The 21828-nt window shown below is 61.6% G+C and carries 23 protein-coding genes; 12 read left to right on the forward strand and 11 right to left on the reverse strand.

Features of this window, described 5'->3' with window-relative positions:
- The first annotated feature begins 167 nt into the window (after positions 1 to 167).
- The 8 genes from Q8X51_RS06250 to Q8X51_RS06285 all read left to right on the forward strand — a co-directional run bounded on the left by Q8X51_RS06250 (position 168) and on the right by Q8X51_RS06285 (position 7891).
- Positions 168 to 788, forward strand: coding sequence for a DUF1120 domain-containing protein (locus Q8X51_RS06250; RefSeq protein ID WP_407693161.1), 621 nt, complete (start codon positions 168 to 170; stop codon positions 786 to 788).
- Between the two features lie 29 nt (positions 789 to 817).
- The gene (locus tag Q8X51_RS06255; protein ID WP_323147134.1) at positions 818 to 1441 is read left to right on the forward strand and encodes a DUF1120 domain-containing protein; all 624 of its coding nucleotides are present in this window, start codon (positions 818 to 820) and stop codon (positions 1439 to 1441) included.
- A 38-nt stretch (positions 1442 to 1479) separates the two neighbouring features.
- On the forward strand, positions 1480 to 2100 hold the full coding sequence (locus tag Q8X51_RS06260; protein ID WP_323147135.1) for a DUF1120 domain-containing protein: 621 nt from the start codon (positions 1480 to 1482) through the stop codon (positions 2098 to 2100).
- Between the two features lie 89 nt (positions 2101 to 2189).
- Positions 2190 to 2813 (forward strand): DUF1120 domain-containing protein, encoded by a 624-nt coding sequence (locus Q8X51_RS06265; protein ID WP_065924217.1) that lies wholly within the window; start codon positions 2190 to 2192, stop codon positions 2811 to 2813.
- 33 nt (positions 2814 to 2846) lie between these two features.
- The gene (locus Q8X51_RS06270; RefSeq protein WP_065924218.1) at positions 2847 to 3548 is read left to right on the forward strand and encodes a fimbria/pilus chaperone family protein; all 702 of its coding nucleotides are present in this window, start codon (positions 2847 to 2849) and stop codon (positions 3546 to 3548) included.
- 94 nt (positions 3549 to 3642) lie between these two features.
- The gene (locus Q8X51_RS06275; RefSeq protein ID WP_407693160.1) at positions 3643 to 6075 is read left to right on the forward strand and encodes a fimbria/pilus outer membrane usher protein; all 2433 of its coding nucleotides are present in this window, start codon (positions 3643 to 3645) and stop codon (positions 6073 to 6075) included.
- 11 nt (positions 6076 to 6086) lie between these two features.
- On the forward strand, positions 6087 to 7223 hold the full coding sequence (locus tag Q8X51_RS06280; protein WP_407693159.1) for a DUF1120 domain-containing protein: 1137 nt from the start codon (positions 6087 to 6089) through the stop codon (positions 7221 to 7223).
- 17 nt (positions 7224 to 7240) lie between these two features.
- On the forward strand, positions 7241 to 7891 hold the full coding sequence (locus Q8X51_RS06285) for a DUF1120 domain-containing protein (RefSeq protein WP_065924220.1): 651 nt from the start codon (positions 7241 to 7243) through the stop codon (positions 7889 to 7891).
- Here the strand turns inward: Q8X51_RS06285 and Q8X51_RS06290 are convergent.
- The gene (locus Q8X51_RS06290; RefSeq protein ID WP_065948980.1) at positions 7888 to 9153 is read right to left on the reverse strand and encodes a CynX/NimT family MFS transporter; all 1266 of its coding nucleotides are present in this window, start codon (positions 9151 to 9153) and stop codon (positions 7888 to 7890) included. The genes Q8X51_RS06285 and Q8X51_RS06290 overlap by 4 nt on opposite strands.
- Complete coding sequence (locus Q8X51_RS06295) at positions 9143 to 9802, reverse strand: FadR/GntR family transcriptional regulator (protein WP_407693158.1); 660 nt, start codon at positions 9800 to 9802, stop codon at positions 9143 to 9145. The genes Q8X51_RS06290 and Q8X51_RS06295 overlap by 11 nt, the downstream gene beginning before the upstream one ends.
- A 159-nt stretch (positions 9803 to 9961) precedes the next feature.
- Here Q8X51_RS06295 and Q8X51_RS06300 point away from each other — a divergent pair, with 159 nt between their 5' ends.
- Positions 9962 to 10273, forward strand: coding sequence for a type II toxin-antitoxin system MqsR family toxin (locus tag Q8X51_RS06300; RefSeq protein WP_137211534.1), 312 nt, complete (start codon positions 9962 to 9964; stop codon positions 10271 to 10273).
- On the forward strand, positions 10270 to 10764 hold the full coding sequence (locus tag Q8X51_RS06305) for a type II toxin-antitoxin system MqsA family antitoxin (RefSeq protein WP_407693157.1): 495 nt from the start codon (positions 10270 to 10272) through the stop codon (positions 10762 to 10764). Before Q8X51_RS06300 ends, Q8X51_RS06305 begins: the two co-directional genes overlap by 4 nt.
- 49 nt (positions 10765 to 10813) lie before the next feature.
- On the opposite strand, the gene Q8X51_RS06310 is transcribed toward Q8X51_RS06305, so the two are convergent.
- From Q8X51_RS06310 to Q8X51_RS06325, 4 genes are all read right to left on the reverse strand, one after another.
- Positions 10814 to 11578: an amino acid ABC transporter ATP-binding protein gene (locus Q8X51_RS06310; protein WP_003171943.1), complete on the reverse strand. Its 765-nt coding sequence runs from the start codon at positions 11576 to 11578 to the stop codon at positions 10814 to 10816.
- An 11-nt stretch (positions 11579 to 11589) separates the two neighbouring features.
- Positions 11590 to 12687, reverse strand: coding sequence for an amino acid ABC transporter permease (locus tag Q8X51_RS06315; protein WP_027604714.1), 1098 nt, complete (start codon positions 12685 to 12687; stop codon positions 11590 to 11592).
- A 10-nt stretch (positions 12688 to 12697) separates the two neighbouring features.
- Entirely contained in the window at positions 12698 to 13879 is a 1182-nt protein-coding gene (locus Q8X51_RS06320) for an amino acid ABC transporter permease (RefSeq protein ID WP_407693156.1), read from the reverse strand.
- Between the two features lie 72 nt (positions 13880 to 13951).
- Positions 13952 to 14983, reverse strand: coding sequence for an amino acid ABC transporter substrate-binding protein (locus Q8X51_RS06325; RefSeq protein WP_065875000.1), 1032 nt, complete (start codon positions 14981 to 14983; stop codon positions 13952 to 13954).
- Positions 14984 to 15328: 345 nt separating this feature from the next.
- Here Q8X51_RS06325 and Q8X51_RS06330 point away from each other — a divergent pair, with 345 nt between their 5' ends.
- Together Q8X51_RS06330 and rhlB are read left to right on the forward strand one after the other, a co-directional pair.
- The gene (locus Q8X51_RS06330) at positions 15329 to 15985 is read left to right on the forward strand and encodes an alpha/beta hydrolase (RefSeq protein WP_027604717.1); all 657 of its coding nucleotides are present in this window, start codon (positions 15329 to 15331) and stop codon (positions 15983 to 15985) included.
- Positions 15986 to 16080: 95 nt separating this feature from the next.
- Complete coding sequence (gene rhlB / locus Q8X51_RS06335) at positions 16081 to 17544, forward strand: ATP-dependent RNA helicase RhlB (protein WP_074843967.1); 1464 nt, start codon at positions 16081 to 16083, stop codon at positions 17542 to 17544.
- Between the two features lie 130 nt (positions 17545 to 17674).
- On the opposite strand, the gene moaE is transcribed toward rhlB, so the two are convergent.
- From moaE to Q8X51_RS06360, 5 genes are all read right to left on the reverse strand, one after another.
- Positions 17675 to 18124: a molybdopterin synthase catalytic subunit MoaE gene (gene moaE / locus Q8X51_RS06340; protein ID WP_407693155.1), complete on the reverse strand. Its 450-nt coding sequence runs from the start codon at positions 18122 to 18124 to the stop codon at positions 17675 to 17677.
- Positions 18125 to 18126: 2 nt separating this feature from the next.
- The gene (gene moaD, locus Q8X51_RS06345) at positions 18127 to 18369 is read right to left on the reverse strand and encodes a molybdopterin converting factor subunit 1 (protein WP_065938595.1); all 243 of its coding nucleotides are present in this window, start codon (positions 18367 to 18369) and stop codon (positions 18127 to 18129) included.
- Positions 18366 to 18839 (reverse strand): cyclic pyranopterin monophosphate synthase MoaC, encoded by a 474-nt coding sequence (gene moaC / locus Q8X51_RS06350; RefSeq protein WP_027604721.1) that lies wholly within the window; start codon positions 18837 to 18839, stop codon positions 18366 to 18368. The genes moaD and moaC overlap by 4 nt, the downstream gene beginning before the upstream one ends.
- A gap of 88 nt (positions 18840 to 18927) precedes the next feature.
- On the reverse strand, positions 18928 to 20322 hold the full coding sequence (locus Q8X51_RS06355) for a PhoH family protein (protein WP_005785025.1): 1395 nt from the start codon (positions 20320 to 20322) through the stop codon (positions 18928 to 18930).
- Between the two features lie 347 nt (positions 20323 to 20669).
- On the reverse strand, positions 20670 to 21794 hold the full coding sequence (locus tag Q8X51_RS06360; protein ID WP_137211538.1) for a polysaccharide deacetylase family protein: 1125 nt from the start codon (positions 21792 to 21794) through the stop codon (positions 20670 to 20672).
- Between the last annotated feature and the right edge of the window lie 34 nt (positions 21795 to 21828).

Here is a 21828-nt window from a genome sequence, read left to right on the forward strand (position 1 = left end):
CCTCCCCTCGCTACATTGCGCCCCACCCCGATCAGAGGGAACGGGCTCGCCGCACTGCGGCAGCCTCGACACAGCGCGCCAAGCCGCCTTGCAACCTGCCCCTCAAAGGGACTGGCACGGAGCTATGCGCGCATCAACCGCCGACCTTGCACTGGATCAACCTGAACATGAACACGTCCCTCACCCTGGTGTGTACCGCCCTGCTACTCGCCAACACTGCCTCTGCCTTTGCCGCCAGCTCCGTGGACCTGACGGTAAAAGGTGTGATCACGCCCAACGCCTGCACACCCACCTTCTCCGGCGGCGGTGTGGTCGACCATGGAAAGATCGCGTCCAAGGACCTGGTACAAAACAACCCAACCACCTTGCCCAAGGCCATGTTGAAACTGTCGATCAATTGCGAAGGCCCCACCGCCATCGCCATCCGCCCCGTCGATAACCGCGCCGGTACCGCCACCGGCAGCAGTGACTTTGGACTGGGCCTGATCAACACAAACAAGAAACTCGGCCGGTTTTACCTGACGCCCCTGAACATGGTCGCTGATGCGGTGCCTGTTCAACCCATCGCATCCGGCGATGGCGGCCGCACCTGGTATGCGGAGTGGGCTTGGGAACTGCAAACCTTGTGGGGCGCGGGCGCTTTGGACGATGCCACGACCCTGCTCCCGGTCAAGGATCTGGTCATGGACCTCGAAGTCACCACCCAAATCGCACGTGCGGATCAGTTCGACTTCAGCGAAGAGCAGCCCATCGACGGCTCCGGAACGCTTGAGGTGATGTACCTGTAATACCCAACCAGAACGCCAGGAGGGCACACATGCCGCACTTTCTCAACGCCATCCCCTTGATTGTCTGTTTAGTCGGCGCTTCATCCATCGCGATGGCCGACAGCAACACCGACCTCACGGTCAAAGGCACCATCACCCCGAGCGCCTGTGCGCCACTGATCTCCGGCGGCGGCACAATCGACTTCGGAAAAATGGCAGTCAAGGACCTCAACGCCGGGCAATACACTTCATTGCCCAACCAATCCATGCAATTGAGCGTGCGTTGTGAAGCACCGACGTTCTTCACCCTGACCACCGTCGACAACCGCGCCGGCTCCTCTGCCAACCACCAGTACTGGCATGGGCTGGGCCTGACCCAGGAAGGCGAAAAGCTCGGCGGCACGGTTTTCCATCTCTATGGTCCCGTGGCTGATGGTGTCGCGGTACGCACCATCACCTCACAAGACGGCGGCGTGACGTGGCTACCGACCAGCCTGCTGACTCACACCCTGCTGACCGCCGTCGCGGTGGGCAACCAACTGGTGCCGATCGCGGTGAAGGATTTCGACGCTGAAATCCGCCTGTTCACCCACATCGCCCCCGCCGATAGCCTGACGCTGACGGATGAAGTGCCCGTCGACGGGCACGCCACGGTCCAGGTCAGCTACTTGTAAGTGCCACACACAGACTCGTTCGAAAGGAACTCGCCCCTATGAAAGCCCTGTTAACCACCCTCACCACCAGCCTGCTGCTGCTCGGCTCCGCCAGCACCTACGCCGCGTCTACCGTCGACCTGACCGTCAAGGGCCTGATCGTGCCTAGCGCCTGCACGCCAAACATGAGCAGTGGCGGGATCATCGACCACGGCAAGATTTCCGCAAAAGACCTGCGTCCGGACAACCCTACACACATCGGGACCCATGTCATGACCCTGGTGGTGGTGTGCGACGCGCCCATTCAGTTTGCCCTGCACTCCATCGATAACCGCGCAGGCTCCTCCCTCGTGTCTTCCGATTACGGCCTGGGCCTGATCAACGGTACCCAGAAGCTGGGTTGGTTCCAACTCATGCTGCGTAACGCCGTCGCCGACGGCGCACAGATGCAACCGATTGCGTCCTCGGATGGCGGCAACACCTGGTACAGCGAAAAGTTCTGGGACGCCGGCTTGTACATGGCGCTGGCCACCCTGGACGACGCCACCCAACCGGCCTCCATCAAGGAACTGGTGACGGAGTTGGTAGTAGACACCTCCATCGCCCGCACCGATGGCCTGGACCTGAGCAACGAGGTGACGCTCGACGGCTCGGCCACCTTGGAAGTGAAGTACCTGTAAGCCTTGGGCGCCCATGCCTGGCGGGAACAGGCAGGCATGGGCATTTCTTCCGTTTCGGCCGTTTGCACGTCGGCCAGTGGCGCAAACCGATGACTACCTACCCTCGCCTCTTGGCGACAGTCCTTTTACTGACGAACGCCACGGCGGCCTTTGCCGCGTCGTTTGTCGACATCACGGTGACCGGTCGGCTGACGCCGGACGCTTGCCACGTGACGCTGTCTGACGAGGGCACGGTCGATCACGGCAAAATCCCGGCTCACACCCTCAGTCCCAGCGAGTTCACCCTACTGCCCAGCCGGGCATTGGCGCTGAATGTGCAGTGCGCCAGGCCCATGCTATTTGCCCTGGTTGGGATCGACAACCGAGCCGAGTCCGCCTTGGGCCCCGGGCTTTACAGCCTGGGCAGAAACATCCACGCGCCCGCCGAACGCCTGGGGTCGGTGGCGCTGTCTTATCGCAACCCGTTGGGCGATGCGCAACCCATGCAAGCGCTGGCTTCCAGCGACAACGGCGAAACCTGGGCACCGCACCCCAATGCCTCCCCCAGGACCTACGTCGGTTTTGCCCCCATCGGTGATCGCCAGCCCGACTTCATCGGCCAGTTGAGCGCCCAACTGCAAATCGACACCGCCATCAACCTGGCCCAGTACCTGACCCTGAACCAGGAAGTGCCGCTCGATGGCTCCATCGTGCTGGATTTGCGCTACCTCTGACTTCTTTATGCTGCCCCTATGGGAAACCCCGTCATGACGACGACATTGTTGAAAACCGCGGCCTGCCTGGCTGCCCTGACGTTGCTGCCGGCCACTTATGCACAGGCCGATGGCATGGTCCCAGACACCTCCGTGGTGATCATTTACGAAACCGATGGCGAAGCCGCCGTATCGGTGACCAACACCGACAGCCAACTCGCCTTGCTGCACGTCACCCTGGAAGATGTTCCCGAGGACACCGAGTCGTTACTGGTGGTCACGCCGCCACTGTCGCGGGTCGAACCGTCCAAATCGCAACTGGTGCGTTTCATCCTGCAAAGCCAGCAACCGTTGCTCACCCAGCGACTCAAGCGGGCAATCTTTGAAGGCATGCCCCAGGGCCGGCCGGCCACTGAAGCCGGGCATGCACGGGTAGGCGTGACGGTGCGCCAGAACTTGCCGGTGATCATTCATCCCAAAGGCCTGGCGCGCAATCGCACACCGTGGACTCTACTGAGCTGGTCGCAGCACGGCGCCACCTTGCAGGTGCGCAACGACAGCCCGTATGTAGTGCGCCTGGCCCAGGAACTGCGCCTGCTGCCCGGTGATGGCAAGGCGATGCTGCCGCGCACCTACGTGTTGCCGGGAGAAACCCTGAGCATGCCGGCCACCGGCGGCCCGGCCAGCACCGTACGGCTGCAACCGGCCACGGTGTATGGCTTTGCGGTAGCCGCCTACGAAGCCCCTCTGACCTGACGGCATACACCAGGCGCCCGGCGCCTGCATAACGAAGTGACGGCTCGAAGACCGTCACCAGGGCGCACAGACGCCCATCACTTGAGTGCCTTTCGTGAAAACAGTATTTAGCGACCGTGACGGCGAAGCCGTGCCCGACACACCTGCCCGCATCACTCGCCCGGCCATGCTGTTGGCGTGTGTGCTCTGGCCCGCAGCATCCTGGGCCGAAGCACGACCGGGGTTTGATGCCACGACCCTGCACCAGCGGGGCATTGATCCACAATTGGCCAGCCTGTTGCTCGACGCACCGCGCTTTGCCGCAGGCCGACATGCTGTCAGCCTGCGGGTCAACGGCCAGCGCCGGGGGCGGCTGGAGGTGGGGTTTGATCAGCAGGGGGCACTGTGTTTTGACCGCGCCCTGCTGGACGCCGCCAACCTGATCGTCCCCGCAGATGACGGCCCCTGCCATGACTTTCTGGAACGCTACCCACAAAGCCTGGTGGAGCCCGACCCGGCCAGCCTGACGGTGTCGCTGGTGGTGCCGACCGAGGCGTTGCGGCCTGCGCAACAAGACGTCTCGGGCTATGAAACCGGTGGGGTTGCCGGTTTGCTCAATTACGACCTCACCGGGTTCTACAACCGCTTCGGTGACGGTGACAGCCGTTTCGGCTCGGCCAATACCGAAGTCGGCTTCAACGCCGGCGACTGGATCGTGCGCAGCCGCCAGGTACAGACCTGGCAGGACGGTCTGTCGCGCAGCACGCACCTGGAGGCCTACGCCCAGCGCACGTTCGCCAGCCACCAGGCCGTGCTGCAACTCGGGCAGATCAACCTCTACAACCCAGTGCTGTCCGGCGCGCAGATCACCGGGGTGCAGGTCCTCACCGAACAGGCCCTTCAAGAGCAGGGCCAGGGCGCGACCATCGAGGGGATCGCCAACAGCCCGGCGCAGGTCGAGGTGCGGCAGAACGGCGCGTTGATTCACTCCACAGTGGTCCCCGCCGGGCCGTTTTCCCTGACGGACGTGCGCCGTTTGAACTCGCGCTCCGACGTCGAAGTCATCGTCCGCGAAAGCAGCGGTGGCGAGCGGCGTTTCACCGTCCCGGCGGCCATGCTCGGCCTTGGTTTGCCAGCACCGGGCTATTCGGTCGCAGCGGGGCGCGTGCGCAACATCGGCAATGCCCAGGGCGATGACCCTTGGGTGGTCAGCGCAGGCTGGACCGGCGCCGTGCACCCGCAACTGTCCCTGGGCAGCGGCGTGCTGGCGTCCAGCGAATACCGCGCGGGCGGGTTGAGCCTGGGCTGGCTGCCGTGGCTGGACAGTCAAATCCAGCTGTCCAGCCAACTCGCCGATACCCAGGCACGGGACAAGGTTCGCGGGCTGCAGACCGACCTGTCATGGGCCCAGCGCCTGAATGATGAGTGGTCGTTCAGCGTGGCCAATTCCTGGCGCACGGCGGGCTATCGGGAGCTGGAAGAAGCCACCTACGAACCCGAGACCACTCAGCAACGGCGCTCGCGTTATCGCGATCAACAAAGCGCGACGTTGGGATGGTCCCACCCGTGGTTGGGCGCGTTCAGTGCGGGGGCTTCACGCTCCAGCAGCTTTGATGGCGACAGCAGCAGCCGGGGCCTGGTCTCCTGGGGCACCAGCGTGCGCGGGGTGTCGCTGTCGGCCAGCGGCGAATGGCAGATGGGCGGCCGCCAGCAACAAGACAATGCGGTGTACCTGAACATCAGCGTGCCCTTGGGCGAGAGCCGCCGGGCCCGCGGCTGGGTGCGCAACTCCGGTGGCGAACACCGCACCGGGCTGGGTTTGAGTGAGCAGATCGACGATCAACTGAGCTACCGCGTCAGTGCCGAACACGACACCCGCGATCGACAGGTGGAAACCACGCTGGGCCTCTCCGCCCTGCCGCGCTATAGCCAACTGGACTTCAGCTACAGCCGCTCCGACGCCGAGCGTTCGAGCTACCAAGGCAGCGCCCGAGGCGGTGTGGTGATGCATGGCGGCGGCGTCACATTATCGCCCTACCCAGTGCGCGACACCTTCGCCGTGGCATCGGTGGGCGACATCAGCGGCATCAAACTGAGCACCCCCAGCGGGCCAGTGTGGACCGACTGGCAAGGCCAGGCCGTGGTGCCGCAGGTCAGCGCTTACGGCCGCAGCCCGGTGGAAGTCCAGACCCGCTCGCTGCCACGCAATGCGGATATCAACAACGGCCTGGCAATGATCGCCGCCGGGCGCGGGGCCGTGGATCGGGTCGAATTTGGCGTGACCCGCACACGTCGGGTATTGCTGCACGCGCGCACCGAACAGGGCACCCCCCTGCCGCGCGGGGCGTCCGTCAGTACCGCTGGCGGGGAGTTCGTGACCCTGGTCCAGGATGGCGGCCAGGTGTTCCTGCCCAATGTGCTGGAGCAACCGCAATTGTGGGTCAGCGCCCCTGGCATGGCGCGTTGCGCCCTGCGCTTCGAGTTGCCGGAAAAGAGCGACCCCCAGGTGTATTTCGAAACCGCGTCCGCACGCTGCGATAAATCATGAGGACCCTCACCATGAATACCGCTTCTACCCTGTCCCGCCTGGCCATGAGCGTGATGCTGCTGATAGTCGCCAGCAACGCCCTTGCCGAGGACGAGTGCCAACTGAACCTCAATGAATCGCTGCTGGATTTCGGCCTGATGAGCCGTATCGCACAACAGGACAGCACCCTTGAGCGCCCGTTGGGTGAGCGCCGCGTCAGCCTGAATGTGAGCTGCGCGCAGCCGACCGACATGAGCCTGTTTTATCAGGCGCTGGCGGCCACTTCGCAGCGGCTGCGGTTCACCGAGCATGGCAGCTACGCGATCCAGGCCAGCGACGCGGTGCTGGACGGCACCGCCGTGGAGCTGGGATTGATCCCCGCACTCGGCCAGCCGCCAGTGGCCCGTGGCGCGCTGCTGAACTGGCGCACAGGCCACGGCATCGCACCGGTCAACGGCGAGACGCTACTCAACGGCCAGCATTTTTCCGTGCAATTGACCTTCAGCGCCTTCGCCGACATCGCCGCCACACGGGTCACGGACGCCACCACCTGGGAAGCCTCCGGGACGTTCCATGGCCGTCATAGCGCGCGCGAAGTGAATCTGCGCGCCCACTTCGCCCCCGCTGCGTGCAAACCTCAACTGTCCAACGGTGGCCTGGTGGATTACGGCACGTTGCTGGCGAAAGATCTGAGCCCCACCCACGAAAACCCACTGCCCACCCGCACCTTGCAGTTCTCTGTCAATTGCGACGCGCCCACCCCCTTTGCCCTGCTGATGCACGACAACCGCTCCGGCACGGCCACCGGCGGCACCGATGAAACCGCCTATGGCTTGGACCTGGACAACAGCGGGAACAAGATCGGCCGCTACTACCTGAACATCGACCCGGCAGACTTCACCGCCGACGCCTACCGCACGCTCTACCGCACCGACTCCACCAGCAGCGGCCAGGCCTGGAGCACCTCCAGTGCGCGGCAGATTCCCATCGCCGCCCACAGCCTCATGGGTTTTACCGACAGCGCCGGCAACACCCGCGGCCCCATTGCCCTGCAGAACCTGGCCGGCACCGTGCGTATCAAGGCGTACCTGGCCCCCACCCAGTCCATGGACCTGCGCACGGTGGTGCACATCAATGGTTCCGGCACCCTTGAAATCATCTACCTCTAATCACTGGAATCCGCTGAATGAACAAGTACTGCCTGGTTTTTTCTTCACTGCTATTGCTGCCCTCGACCGCGCCGGCACTGGCGGCGTCGACCGTGGAGCTGATCGTCAAGGGCAGGATCACGCCCGTCGCCTGCACGCCGCTGCTGTCCGCTGGCGGCTTGATCGACTACGGCAAGATTTCCCAGCAGGACCTGAACCTCGACAGAGGCACACGACTGCCGATCAAACATCTGCAAGTCAGCATTGGCTGCAACGCGCCGAGCCGCTTTGCCTTGCGCATGCGTGACAATCGCGATGGCACTGCCACGGTCAATAGCGAGATTTACTACGGGTTGGGGCTGGACCACAGTGGCAATCGCATCGGCCTCTATTCCATGAGCTTCGACCCGCGTAGCACCCAGGCAGACAGCGCCACCCCCCTGTACGGCACCGAGTCCACCACCGGTGGCCTGGCCTGGCGCACCGCCAACCTCAACCCTATCGATATCGGGGCCAACAGTTACCTGGGGTTCACCACCGCCGAAGGCAGCACCGCCGGGCCCTCGGCGATCCAGGAGCTGATCAGCACGGTCAAGGTCGAAGCCGTGATCAATGCCCGGCAGAACCTTGACCTGAGCCGCGATACCCCACTCGATGGCTCGGCGACGCTTGAAGTGGTGTATCTCTAAAGCTTCTCACTGCTGACCTGCACATACCGTGCACGCCCGGCGCCCAGGCCGGCGGTGATCGCGCCCACGCCCAGCAGCGCAAAAATCCAGCCGGTGGCGGCCCAGCCGCCGGTCCAATCGTGCAATAGCCCCACCGCCAAAGGGCCGAGGGAGGCCAAGGTGTAACCAATCCCCTGGGCCATGCTCGACAGGTTGGCCGCCACATGCGCATCACGCGAGCGCAGCACAATCAGGGTCAGTGCCAGACTGAACGTGCCGCCTTGCCCCAGGCCCAGCACAATTGACCAGCCCCACAGACCGTCCAGCGGCGCATACAGGCAACCGAACAGGCCGCCCAGGGTCAACAGCATCACCACGACGATGGCCACGCGTTGATCCTTGCCGCGTGTCGCCAGCCAGGGTGCGGCCAGGGAGCTCAACAGCTGCACAATGATGGAGCCCGACAGTGCCAACCCGGCTTCGGTGGCGCTCAGGCCACGGCCGATCAGGATCGATGGCAGCCAGCCAAACACGATGTACGACAGGGACGATTGCAGGCCCATGTACAAGGTGACCTGCCAGGCCAACGGATCACGCAGCAGGCCCTTCACTCGATAGGCGACCTGGTGGGTAGCGTGTTTGCGGCCGACCTGCGGTAACCAGAACAACGCCGCCGCCAACGCCGGCAGAATCCAGAAGCCCAGGCCAATGGTCCAGCGGTCACCGAAGTAATGACTCAGCGGCACCGTGGCACCGGCGGCCAACGCCGCGCCCAGGCACAGGGCCATGGTGTAGACCCCGGTCATGGCACCGGCCTGCCTGGCGAAATCACGCTTGATCAGGCCCGGCAGCAAGACGCCGATGATGCCGATGCTCGCACCGGCGATCAGGCTGCCGGCGAACAAGCCCACTTCGCCAAAAGCGCTGCGCAGGATGATGCCGGCGGCCAGGGTCAGCAAAATCCCCAACACCACCCGCTCGGCGCCAAACCGCCGGGCCAGGATCGGCGCCGTGGGTGCGAACAGGCCGAGGCACAACACCGGCAGGGTGGTGAGCAAACCGGCCTTGGCCGCCGACAACCCCAGGCTGCTGGAGACGTCGGCCAGCAATGGCGCCACGCTCGACAGCGCCGGACGCAGGTTCAAGGCCACCAGAATCAGGCCCAGCAGCAACAACCAGGGGCGACTCACCACCGGGTGGCTGCTTTGCACCACTTCGTCGTCGGCCTCGGCGTCGATCAACAGTTCGTCCAACTCGCTCGTACGTTTGGTTTCAGGGTTCATTGATCAACTGCCGGCAAAGGGATTTGGCGCGTTCCGGGTCCTGGTGTTCCACGGCTTCGAGCAGGGCGATATGCAGGTCGAACACCGCCTGGCGACGCGGCGAAATGTTCAGGGTCTGGCGCAACTGCGCGCCGACGATGGCGGAAAAGTACTGGTACAGCTCGCTCAATGCCGGGTTGTGCGCGGCGTCCACCAGGCGTTTGTGGAACAGCAGGTCGGCGCTGATATAGGCCTCGAGGTCACCGTGGTACAGCACCGCGCTGGCCTTGAGTGCCTCATGCAAAGCGGTGAGGTCGGCTTCGGTACGGCGCACCGCCGCGAGCCCGACGGCCTCCACTTCCAGTATCTGCCGCGTCTCCTGCGCCTGCTCCAAGGTGCAGTGGGATAACGCGCGCATGGCCCCCAGCGGGTCGGTCATGGAGCGCAGGTAACTGCCGTCGCCCTGGCGGATCTCGATCAACCCGGAAAACGCCAGCACGCGCATGGCCTCGCGCACGGTGTTGCGGCTGATGCCCAGTTCGGCGGCCAGCTCCGGCTCGGTGGGCAGGCGTTCGCCGATGGCCCACCGGCCTTCGCTGATACGCCAGCGCAATTGCTCAAGGGCCTGGTCCACCAGGGAGCGTTTGATCAAGGGGGCGATGTCTATCATGGGATGCAGGCTTTCGTCCAATCATAGGATGAATTTTCCTACAGCCTATTCAGAGTTGCCTACAAAGGCAACGCACTACGGTTCTTAGGCAGCAAAATGAGCAGTATTTTCGATTGGTAAAATTACCCTCAAAGGGTAATTATTCGGCTCAGGTGTCTTATGGAAAAGTACACACCTCATTACGATCTGGCGGTGATCAAGGCGGATGTCAGGCGGCTTGGGAGGAAAGCGTTCACCCAGTCAGCACAACGATGCGGCTGGGATCTGCGCTTTAGCCTTGAGGACATGCAGGACGTCATCTATGAGTTGCAAAACTGGATGTTGTACAAGTCGATGACCACTTATGGAGACCATCGAGTCTGGCAGGACGTGTACCACACTCATTCGAAAGGCATGGAGATTTACATCAAGGTCACTTACCGCACAGACGGTAGGCCTCCGGTGATCTCCTTCAAGGAGAAAAAACCATGAAAAAAACCGAGCTGTGCTACATCTGTGGCGCCCCTGATGCGTTGAGCTATTTCGAGGGCCGCAGCGAAACCATCAGCGTCAAAGGCATGGAACGTCGAGTCGACAATCTGGCAGGCTGGGAATGCAACGTATGCGGCGACGGCTTTTGGGACCCCGATACCGATAGTGCAGATCGCTATGGACAAGCGGGTGACGAGCTAGTCCTCGCCGCCCGAAAAATGATCGGCGCCGAGATGAAGCGCATCCGCCGAAAACTGCACCTTACGCAAAAGGAAGCAGTGGATCTGCTGTCCGGTGGCGGCCACAACGCATTCTCTCGCTACGAACGCGGCGAACTTCTTGCCCCCAAGCCCTTGGTGCTGCTGATGCGATTACTGGATCGCCACCCGCACCTGCTTGCGGACGCGAAAGTCCTGGCTGAAGGCGCGGATATGCGCGGCGCCTTCACCTACACCCTGAACAACGACATTGAAGCAATCAAAGCGTCCTAACCCTCAAAAATAAACCCGGCCAGGCCGGGTTTATTTTTTCAGGCATCGATCAATGCAGGATCTGGCTCAAGAACAGCTTGGTCCGGTCATTCTGCGGGTTGTCGAAGAAGTCATTCGGCGCCGCCTGTTCGACGATCTCGCCCTTGTCCATGAAGATCACGCGGTTGGCCACGGTGCGCGCGAAGCCCATTTCGTGGGTTACGCACAACATGGTCATGCCGTCTTCGGCCAGGCCGATCATGGTGTCGAGTACTTCCTTGACCATTTCCGGGTCGAGGGCCGAGGTCGGCTCGTCGAACAGCATGATTTTCGGCTTCATGCACAGGGCACGGGCAATCGCCACGCGCTGTTGCTGGCCGCCGGACAGTTGCCCCGGAAACTTGTGAGCCTGCTCCGGGATGCGCACACGCTCCAGGTAGTGCATGGCGATTTCCTCGGCCTTGCGCTTGGGCATCTTGCGCACCCACATCGGCGCCAGCGTGCAGTTCTGCAGGATGGTCAGGTGCGGGAACAGATTGAAGTGCTGGAACACCATGCCGACTTCACGGCGGATCGCTTCGATCTGCTTGAGGTCGTTGGTCAGCTCCACGCCATCGACCACGATGCGGCCCTGCTGGTGCTCTTCCAGGCGGTTGAGGCAACGGATGGTGGTGGACTTGCCCGAACCCGACGGGCCGCACAGCACGATACGCTCGCCCTGCTTGACGTTGAGATTGATGTCTTTCAACACATGGAACTGGCCATACCACTTGTTGACGCCCTGCATCTGGATAATGCCTTCAGGGCTCACAGGCTGTTTGATCGCTTCGCTCATAACATCAACTCCTAACGCTTGTGGCCTGTGTCGAGCTTGTGTTCCAAATGAATGGAATAGCGCGACATACCAAAACAGAAAATCCAGAACACCAGGGCGGCAAACACATAGCCTTCGGTGGCCATACCCAACCATTTAGGGTCGGCGGCGGCTTGCTTGACGCTGTTGAGCAGGTCGAACAGGCCGATGATGATCACCAGGCTGGTGTCCTTGAACAACGCGATAAACGTGTTGACGATGCCCGGGATCACCATCTTCAGGGCTTGCGGCAGGATCACCAGGCCCATGCTGCGCCAGTAACCCAGGCCCATCGCCGCGGCCGCTTCGTACTGACCTTTGGGAATCGCCTGCAAGCCACCGCGCACCACTTCGGCCACGTAGGCCGACTGGAACAGGATCACGCCGATCAACGCCCGCAGCAGCTTGTCGATGCCCATGCCTTCGGGCAGGAACAAGGGCAGCATCACCGAGGACATGAACAGCACGGTGATCAACGGCACGCCGCGCCAGAACTCGATGAAGGTCACGCAGACCACACGAATCGCCGGCATGTTCGAGCGCCGCCCCAAGGCCAGCACAATCCCCAGCGGCAAGGCACCGGCGATGCCGACAGTGGCGATGACCAGGGTCAGCATCAGGCCGCCCCATTGGCTGGTGGCCACGTTGGTGAGCCCGAAGATCCCGCCGTGGAGCAGGAAGTAGGCGATGATCGGGTACAGCACCAGGAAGCTCAGGCCATAGACCGCCTTGCGTGGGAAACGCGAGATGAACAACGGCGCCACGCCGACGATGGCCAGCCACACGGTCAGGTCCACACGCCAGCGCAGGTCGCCGGGGTAATAGCCGTACATGAACTGCCCGAAGCGCTGCTGGATAAACACCCAGCACGCGCCTTCCTTAGTGCAGTCAGCGCGGGTGGTGCCGACCCAGTTGGCATCGAGAATGGCCCACTGCAGGATCGGCGGCACCACCAGGTAGATCAGGTAGAACGCCAACAGCGTCAGCAGGGTATTGAGCCAACTGGAGAACAGGTTGGCGCGCATCCAGGCCATCGGTCCGAAGACTTTGCTCGGCGGCGGCATATCAGGTTTGAAAGTATGCGAACTCATGTGCGTTTCCTCACCGCTCGATCAGCGCAATGCGCTTGTTGTACCAGTTCATCAGCAGGGAAATGCTGATGCTGATCGCCAGGTACACGCTCATGGTGATGGCAATAACCTCGATGGCCTGGCCGGTCTGGTTGAGCACCGTGCCGGCAAACAGCGAAACCATTTCCGGGTAACCGATACCGGCGGCCAGCGACGAGTTCTTCGCCAGGTTCAGGTACTGGCTGGTCAGCGGCGGAATGATCACCCGCAGGGCTTGCGGGATGATGACCTTGCGCAGCGTCGGCCCAGGGCGCAGGCCCAGGGAGCGCGCAGCTTCGGTCTGGCCGTGGCTGACGGACTTGATGCCCGAACGCACGATCTCGGCGATAAACGCTGCCGTGTACACGGTAAGCGCCAGGGTCAGCGCCAGCAGTTCAGGGATCAGTACCCAACCGCCGACAAAGTTGAAACCTGAAAGCTTGGGCATTTCCCAGTGCAGCGGCGCGCCGAAGATCAAGGCACACAGCGCCGGGATCACGATAAACAGCGCCAGGCCCGCCCAGAACTTATGGAAGGGTACGCCGGTCGCTTCAAAACGCTTGTTGGCCCAACGCGCCATCAGCACGATGGCCACGATGGCAACCACGATACTGGCCACAAACGGCCAGAACCCGTCAGCGGCCAGCGCTGCCGGCATGTTCAGGCCACGGCTGCTGACAAAGAAGGTGTCACCGAAGTTATGGCTGTTGCGCGGTCCCGGCATGGTCAGGAACACCGCGAAGTACCAGAACAGGATCTGCAGCAGCGGCGGAATGTTGCGGAACACTTCCACATACACGGTCGCCAGCTTGTTGATCATCCAGTTCGGTGACAGGCGCGCCACACCGATGATGAAGCCCAGCAGGGTCGCCAGGATCACCCCGATAAAGGTCACCAGCAAAGTGTTGAGCAGCCCGATCACAAAGACGCGGGCATAACTGTCCGATTCGGTGTAGTCGATCAGATGCTGCGCGATGCCGAAGCCGGCACTGCGCTCAAGAAAGTCGAAACCCGAGGTAATGCCCCGGTGCTGAAGGTTGGTCTGGGTATTGTCGAAGAGGTACCAGCCCAGCGAGACCACCGCCACAATCGTGATGATCTGGAAGAGCCACGCACGCACTTTGGGATCGCTGAAGCTGAGCTTCCGATTTGGTGCGCCGATTTGATTTTGCATGAAGTGCCCCGGAAAGAATGGAACAGAACATCACCCGGCGGTTGGCCCACCGGGTGACAGAACCATCAGCGATCAGCGCACAGGGGGTGCGTATTGAATGCCGCCGGCGTTCCACAGCGCGTTCAGGCCACGGTCGATTTCCAGCGGGGTGCTCTTGCCCAGGTTGCGCTCGAACACTTCACCGTAGTTACCGACTTGCTTGACGATCTGTACGACCCAATCCTTCTTCACTTTCAGGTCTTTGCCGTATTCGCCGTCAGCACCGAGCAGACGCGCAACGTCCGGGTTCTTGGTGGACTTGGCTTCAGCTTCAACGTTTTTCGAAGTGATACCGGCTTCTTCAGCGTTGAGCATGGCGTAGCCCACCCAGCGCACGATGGCCAGCCACTCGTCATCGCCGTTACGCACGACCGGGCCCAGCGGTTCCTTGGAAATGGTTTCCGGCAGAACCACGTAGTCCTTCGGCGCGGCCAGCTTGCTGCGCTGGGCGAACAGTTGGGACTTGTCGGAGGTCAGTACGTCGCAACGACCGGATTCCAGCGACTTGGCGCTTTCATCGGAGGTGTCGAAGGTGATCGGGGTGTATTTGAGGTTGTTGCCACGGAAGTAGTCGGAAACGTTCAGCTCAGTGGTGGTACCGGCCTGGATGCAGATGGTTGCACCGTCCAGTTCCTTGGCACTTTTGACACCCAGCTTGTTGTTAACCAGGAAGCCGATGCCGTCGTAGTAAGTGATGAAGCCCGGGAATTTCAGGCCCATGCCCGCATCGCGGGAGCTGGTCATGGTGGTGTTGCGCGACAGGATGTCGACTTCGCCGGATTGAAGCGCGGTGAAACGCTCCTTGGCGTTCAACTGGCTGAATTTGACCTTGGTGGCGTCGCCGAAAACGGCAGCGGCCACGGCGCGGCAAACGTCAGCATCGATCCCGAGGATCTTGCCGCTGGCATCCGGTACCGAGAAGCCCGGCAAGCCGTCACTCACGCCACATTGCACAAAGCCTTTCTTCTGCACGGCGTCCAGAGTGGCGCCAGCCTGGGCGAAACCACTGACACCCAGTACAGCCGCCGCGCTAACGATGGCCAGGGTGGATTTCAATACCTTCATTCAAACCTCCAGTTGCTCTTGTTGTGTCGAAGCTCCAACCTCAGCGCACCCTTATGAGGCGATATCGACCCGTGTTGGCTTTTTTTAGGGTCAAGCGGCATGAGGCTTTCGCGGTAATTCCAGCGGCTATCCTGAAAGCGGCAGTCACTGATAGTGTTACCGTCCCAGGAAAGTTCTGACATCGACCTACACATAGCAAGGCGCGTACCAGAGTGGCGGCTGAGTCGTTTCAGCCCCTCGTCAATGGAAAAAGATTCAACCTTGCGACATTCTCTTAACAGATCAACCTGTCGCGCACCGTTACGACGCACCCAATCGGAGCGCGCGCACATATATGGAGCAGACATGACCGAACCCTTGATTCTTCAGCCCGCCAAGCCCGCAGACGCCTGCGTAATCTGGTTGCATGGCCTGGGTGCCGATCGCTACGACTTCCTGCCGGTGGCCGAGGCGCTGCAGGAAAGCTTGCTGTCCACCCGCTTTGTATTGCCCCAGGCACCGACCCGTCCGGTGACGATCAATGGTGGCTACGAGATGCCCAGCTGGTACGACATCAAGGCCATGAGCCCGGCCCGCTCGATCAGCCTGGAAGAGCTGGAAGTGTCGGCAAAAATGCTGACCGATCTGATCGAAGCACAGAAGAGAACCGGAATAGACGCTTCGCGGATTTTCCTCGCGGGCTTTTCCCAAGGTGGCGCCGTGGTATTCCACACCGCGTTCCTGAATTGGGAGGGGCCATTGGGCGGCGTCATCGCCCTCTCCACCTACGCGCCCACCTTCAGCGATGAGCTTGAATTGTCGGCCAGCCAACAACGCATTCCAACGCTATGCCTGCACGGCCAGTACGACGAGGTGGTACAGAACGCCATGGGCCGCAGCGCCTACGAGCATCTGAAAACCCGTGGTGTCACCGTGACATGGCAGGAATACCCAATGGGCCACGAAGTGTTACCCCAGGAGATACACGATATAGGGACTTGGTTGACCGCTCGCCTGGGCTGAACCCCACGTTTATGTAGCCGTATGACAGACGCACTACGCCGCGCCCGATTCTTGCATTACACTGGCCGGCGTACATTCCTTAACCAATTAATGAGATCACCGTGCTCAAAGCACTCAAGAAGATGTTCGGCAAAAGCGAGGCTGAGCCGCTCGCGCCTGTTCCCAGTGCTCCTGTCCCCACCTCCGGCAGCCGCAATGACGGTCAACAGCCAGGCCGGACTGCACCTGTCGCCCAGCCGAAGACGCCGACGGTGACACCGCCCGAACAGGCAAAACTCGAGACGCAAGCCGCACCCGCCCCCAAGCCTCGCCGGGAACGCGCGCCCAAACCGCCGGTGATCCCGTGGAAACTCGAAGACTTCGTCGTCGAGCCCCAGGAAGGCAAGACCCGCTTCCACGATTTCAAACTCGCCCCGGAACTGATGCACGCCATCCAGGACCTGGGTTTCCCGTACTGCACGCCGATCCAGGCGCAGGTCCTGGGCTTCACCCTCGCCGGCAAAGACGCCATCGGTCGTGCCCAGACCGGTACCGGCAAGACCGCCGCGTTCCTGATCTCGATCATCACCCAGCTGCTGCAAACGCCGCCGCCGAAAGAACGCTACATGGGTGAACCGCGTGCGCTGATCATCGCGCCTACCCGTGAACTGGTGGTGCAGATCGCCAAGGACGCCGCCGACCTGACCAAGTACACCGGTCTCAACGTCATGACGTTCGTCGGCGGCATGGACTTCGACAAGCAGCTCAAGCACCTCGAAGCCCGCCACTGCGACATCCTGGTGGCGACCCCCGGCCGCCTGCTGGACTTCAACCAGCGCGGCGACGTGCACCTGGACATGGTCGAAGTGATGGTGCTGGACGAAGCCGACCGCATGCTCGACATGGGTTTCATCCCACAAGTGCGTCAGATCATTCGCCAGACCCCGCCAAAGGCCGAGCGTCAGACCCTGCTGTTCTCCGCGACCTTTACCGAAGACGTGATGAACCTCGCCAAGCAGTGGACCACCGAGCCGTCGATCGTCGAGATCGAAGCGCTGAACGTCGCCAGCGAAAACGTCGAACAGCACATCTATGCCGTGGCCGGTGCCGACAAGTACAAGCTGCTCTACAACCTGGTCAACGACAACGGCTGGGAACGCGTGATGGTGTTCGCCAACCGCAAGGACGAAGTGCGTCGCATCGAAGAACGCCTGGTGCGCGATGGCGTGAATGCCGCGCAGCTGTCCGGCGATGTGCCGCAACACAAGCGCATCAAGACCCTGGAAGGCTTCCGCGAAGGCAAGATCCGCGTGCTGGTGGCCACCGACGTGGCCGGGCGCGGGATTCACATCGACGGCATCAGCCACGTGATCAACTTCACCCTGCCGGAAGTGCCGGACGACTACGTGCACCGCATCGGCCGTACCGGCCGGGCGGGGGCTGCGGGCGTGTCGATCAGCTTTGCCGGGGAGGATGACTCGTATCAGTTGCCGTCGATCGAGACGTTGCTGGGGCGCAAGATCAGTTGCGAGACACCGCCGACGCACTTGCTGCGGGCTGTAGAACGCAAACGCCCGTAAGCTGAAATGCGATAAAAAATGTGGGAGGGGGCTTGCTCCCGATGGCAGTGGCACATTCAACATCTCTGTTGACTGATCCACCGCCATCGGGAGCAAGCCCCCTCCCACATTTGGTTCTGTGTTCGGCTGGCTATTTCCAGCGATCCGCCGCAGCGTGGTCGCTGTCTCGCCCTTCCACCCAGCGCGCGCCTTCGCTGGTATTTTCCTTCTTCCAGAACGGCGCACGGGTTTTCAGGTAATCCATCACAAACGCACAGGCATCGAACGCGGCCTGGCGATGGGCACTGGCGGCGGCCACGAACACAATCGGCTCGCCGGGCTCCAGCGCACCGATACGATGCAGCACTTCGAGCTTGAGCAGCGGCCAGCGTTGCTCGGCTTCGACGGCGATCTTGGCCAAGGCTTTTTCAGTCATGCCCGGATAGTGTTCGAGGAACATGCCAGACACCTCGCGGCCATCGTTGAAGTCACGCACATAGCCGACAAAACTCACCACCGCGCCCACGCCCACATTCGCCGCGTGCATCGCGTTGACCTCGGCACCGGCGTCAAACGGTTCGACCTGTACACGAATGGCCATGTTCAGCCTCCGGTCACGGGCGGGAAGAACGCGACTTCATCACCGGCCTGCAACGGCTCGTCGAGAGCGCACAGCTCCTGGTTGCGAGCACACATCAAGCTGGTTTCGTTGAGCACTTCAAAGCCCGGATCAGCGGCCAGCGCTTGGCGCACGGCATCGACCGTGGCGAAGTCGCCTTCCATCTCAAGTGAATCCAGGCCTATTTTTTCGCTGTAACGCGCGAAAAACAGTACGTTGATGCTCATTGTCCATCCGCCTTGAAATGCCCGCTCTTACCGCCAAGCTTTTCCAGCAGGCGAATGTTTTCGATGGTCATGCCGCGATCCACGGCCTTGCACATGTCGTAGATCGTCAGCGCCGCGACGCTGGCCGCCGTCAACGCTTCCATCTCTACGCCGGTCTGCCCGGACAGCTTGCAGCGCGCGACGATGTGCACCGAGTCTGCGCCATCGGCACTCAGTTCGACCTTGACACCGGTCAACATCAGCGGGTGACACAGGGGGATCAAATCACTGGTTTTTTTCGCCGCCTGGATCCCGGCGATGCGGGCCACGGCAAACACGTCGCCCTTGGGATGGGCGCCGTCGACAATCATTTGCAGGGTCTCGGGCAGCATGCGCACCCGCGCTTCGGCCACCGCCTCCCGGAACGTCACGGACTTGTCGGTGACGTCGACCATATGGGCGCGACCTTGGGAATCGAGATGAGTCAGCACAGGGATACTCCTGATCAGGAGCGGCGATTGTAAACCCAACACACAATAAATGTGGGAGCAGCGGTGCGACGCACCGCCGCTCCAACGGTTACAGGTGCGACTCTGCGTATTCAGCCAGAATCGAGCGAGGAACCCCTTGCAGCGCGATATGCACGCCGTTCGGGAAGTCCTTGAAGCGTTCCGTCAGGTAGGTCAGCCCGGAGCTGGTCGCGGACAGGTAAGGGGTGTCGATCTGTGCCAGGTTGCCCAGGCACACCACTTTGGAACCGGCGCCGGCACGGGTGATGATGGTTTTCATCTGGTGCGGGGTCAGGTTCTGGCATTCATCGATCAAAATCAGGCTCTGCTGGAAGCTGCGACCTCGGATGTAGTTGAGGGATTTGAACTGCAACGGCACTTTGCTGAGGATGTAGTCGACGCTGCCATGGGTGTTTTCGTCATCCATGTGCAAGGCTTCGAGGTTGTCGGTGATCGCCCCCAGCCACGGCTCCATTTTTTCCGCCTCGGTACCGGGCAAAAAGCCGATTTCCTGGTCCAGGCCCTGCACGGAGCGAGTGGCGATGATGCGGCGATAGCGCTTGGTCACCATGGTCTGCTCGATGGCGGCAGCCAGGGCAAGGATGGTTTTACCGGAACCGGCAGCGCCCGTCAGGTTGACCAGGTGGATGTCCGGGTCGAGCAGCGCATACAGCGCCAGGCTCTGGTAGATGTCACGCGGTTTCAGGCCCCAGGCTTCCTGGTGCAACAGGGGTTCCTGATGCAGGTCGAGGATCAGCAGCTTGTCGACCTGGATCTCTTTGATCCAGCCCACGAAGCCCTGTTCGTCGACGATAAATTCATTGATATGCACGGCCGGCAGATTGTCGATCAGTTGTACCTGGTGCCAGGTACGGCCATGGTCCTGACGGGTTTCGACCTTGCTGACACGGTCCCAGAACGAGCCGGTCATCATGTGATAACCACGGGACAGCATCGACACGTCGTCGACCAGTTGGTCGGTACTGTAGTCCTCGGCAGCGATCCCACACGCTCGTGCCTTGAGGCGCATATTGATGTCTTTGGTCACCAGCACCACGCGCAGGTCCTTGTCGCGAGCGTGCAGGTCGATCAATTGGTTGATGATTTTGTTGTCGTTCAGGTTTTCGGGCAGCAGGCTGTTGGGCTCGCTGCGCTTGCTCATCAGGATCGACAGCAAGCCCTTGGGCCCGCTTTTGCCGCGCTGGATCGGCACGCCGACCTCAACGTCCTCGGGTGACGCTTCGCCCAGGGTCTTGTCGATCAGGCGGATGGCCTGGCGGCATTCGGCAGCCACGCTGTGGTGCCCGCTTTTGAGTTTGTCGAGCTCCTCAAGCACGATCATCGGGATGGCGACGTGGTGTTCTTCGAAGTTAAGCAGTGCGTTTGGATCGTGGATCAGTACATTGGTATCAAGCACATAAAGGATTGGCTGGTCGGAAGAAGGGTTACGTCCATGATCATCCATACTCGGTCACCTTTGTGGGAGCCAGTCGACGCAATACCACAACAGTGCTGCGCCTCGATTCGACCACCGACTGCACCTGAGTGACGTCAAGCGCAGTGCCCACATGAGGAGTCTTGGAAGACGCCACCTGTGTTGCAGGTTTCGGCGATCTGACTTCGTAATACCGCAAAACCCATGACAGGAAAAAGCACTTTGACGCTTTTTTGAAGTTTATTTTTCAGGATGACGAATAGCACTAGCCGAGTGCCCCATGCACCGTTAAAGTCGGAAGTCCGCCTGCATCGAAATGTCGCACAAAATCAGCGTAAAAATGCCTCGCACCCAACAGGGCCGGGCACTTCATCCTTTTAACGAAACGCCTCCCGGCAGTCCTGCCAACCCAGCCCACTCTGCGCCGTTGCCTGCAGCAACATCGGCAGTGCTACCCGCGCCTTGTCCTGGGTGTCGTGAAACACAATCACGCCTTTGCGCCACAACAGCATCAACGTCAGCACCCGTTGCGCCGACTCATCGGCCTTGAGCTTGCCCGGCTCGTCCTGGGAATCGATGTCCCATAACGCCACCTGCAAGCCCTGGGACTGGAAGAACCCCTGGCTGTCCGCGCGCCGCTGCCCGTAAGGCGGGCGGAACAGCGGCACGTAGTTTTCCGGCATCAGGTTCTGCACCAACTGCGCGCTGCGGGTGATGGAACTCTGCCAGTCCACCCAATGGCTGTGGGAACGGTACTGCCAGCCCTGGGTGCCGACGCACTGGCCCTGGTACAACGCCTCCACCTCAGCGGCGGAACTGCGCTCCACACGGGTTTGCAGGCTGCTGCCGAGGACAAAGAAGGTGGCGTTCATCTTCTGCTTGCGCAGGTAGTCGGCGAGCCAGTCGGTATTGCCGCTGACCGGTGCCGGACCGCCGTCGAAGGTCAGCAGGAACAGGCGGTCGTTGAACTCGTCGCCGTTGCGTTCATGGTCGCCAAAGCGCGCGACTTCGCTGCTGATCTGCGGAAACAGCGCGGCCTTGCGCAGCAGTTCGTCCAGATAACGCTCATGGAAGGCATGGCTGGGTGCAGCCCAGCCTATATAGAAAGAGTCTTCGCTGATCGCCAGCTTGCCGGCCTGCTCCCGCAGGTCGTCCATGCTCTCCACCAGGTAGCAGAACGAGGCGTCGACTTCGCAGCTCTGCTGGGCGAACGTGTAGTTCTCCAGCAGGCGCTGCCACAGCTCGCGGCGCAGGTCGTCGATGGCCGCCAGGTTGATGATCTTCAAGCCCAGGCGCTGCTTGAGTGCGGTTTCATCCTGGGATTCACTGGCCAGCAGGCTGTGGGCGAACATCAGGATTTCCGCACGCGAGGCCACATCGAACAGCGCGGGACTGCTGAGTTTTTCCGGCCAGGTGCCACGGTCCAGGCTGGCTACATCCACCGGCGCCGCCTGGGCATTCAGGCACAGCAGGCACGCCGACAACAAAAGCGCTATTCGCACACAGGGTCTCCCTCTCCAGAGTCACCGGCCATCA

The sequence above is a fragment of the Pseudomonas sp. Yb2C2 genome (genome assembly GCF_052112325.1).
GTDB classification, from domain to species: Bacteria; Pseudomonadota; Gammaproteobacteria; order Pseudomonadales; family Pseudomonadaceae; genus Aquipseudomonas; species Aquipseudomonas marginalis.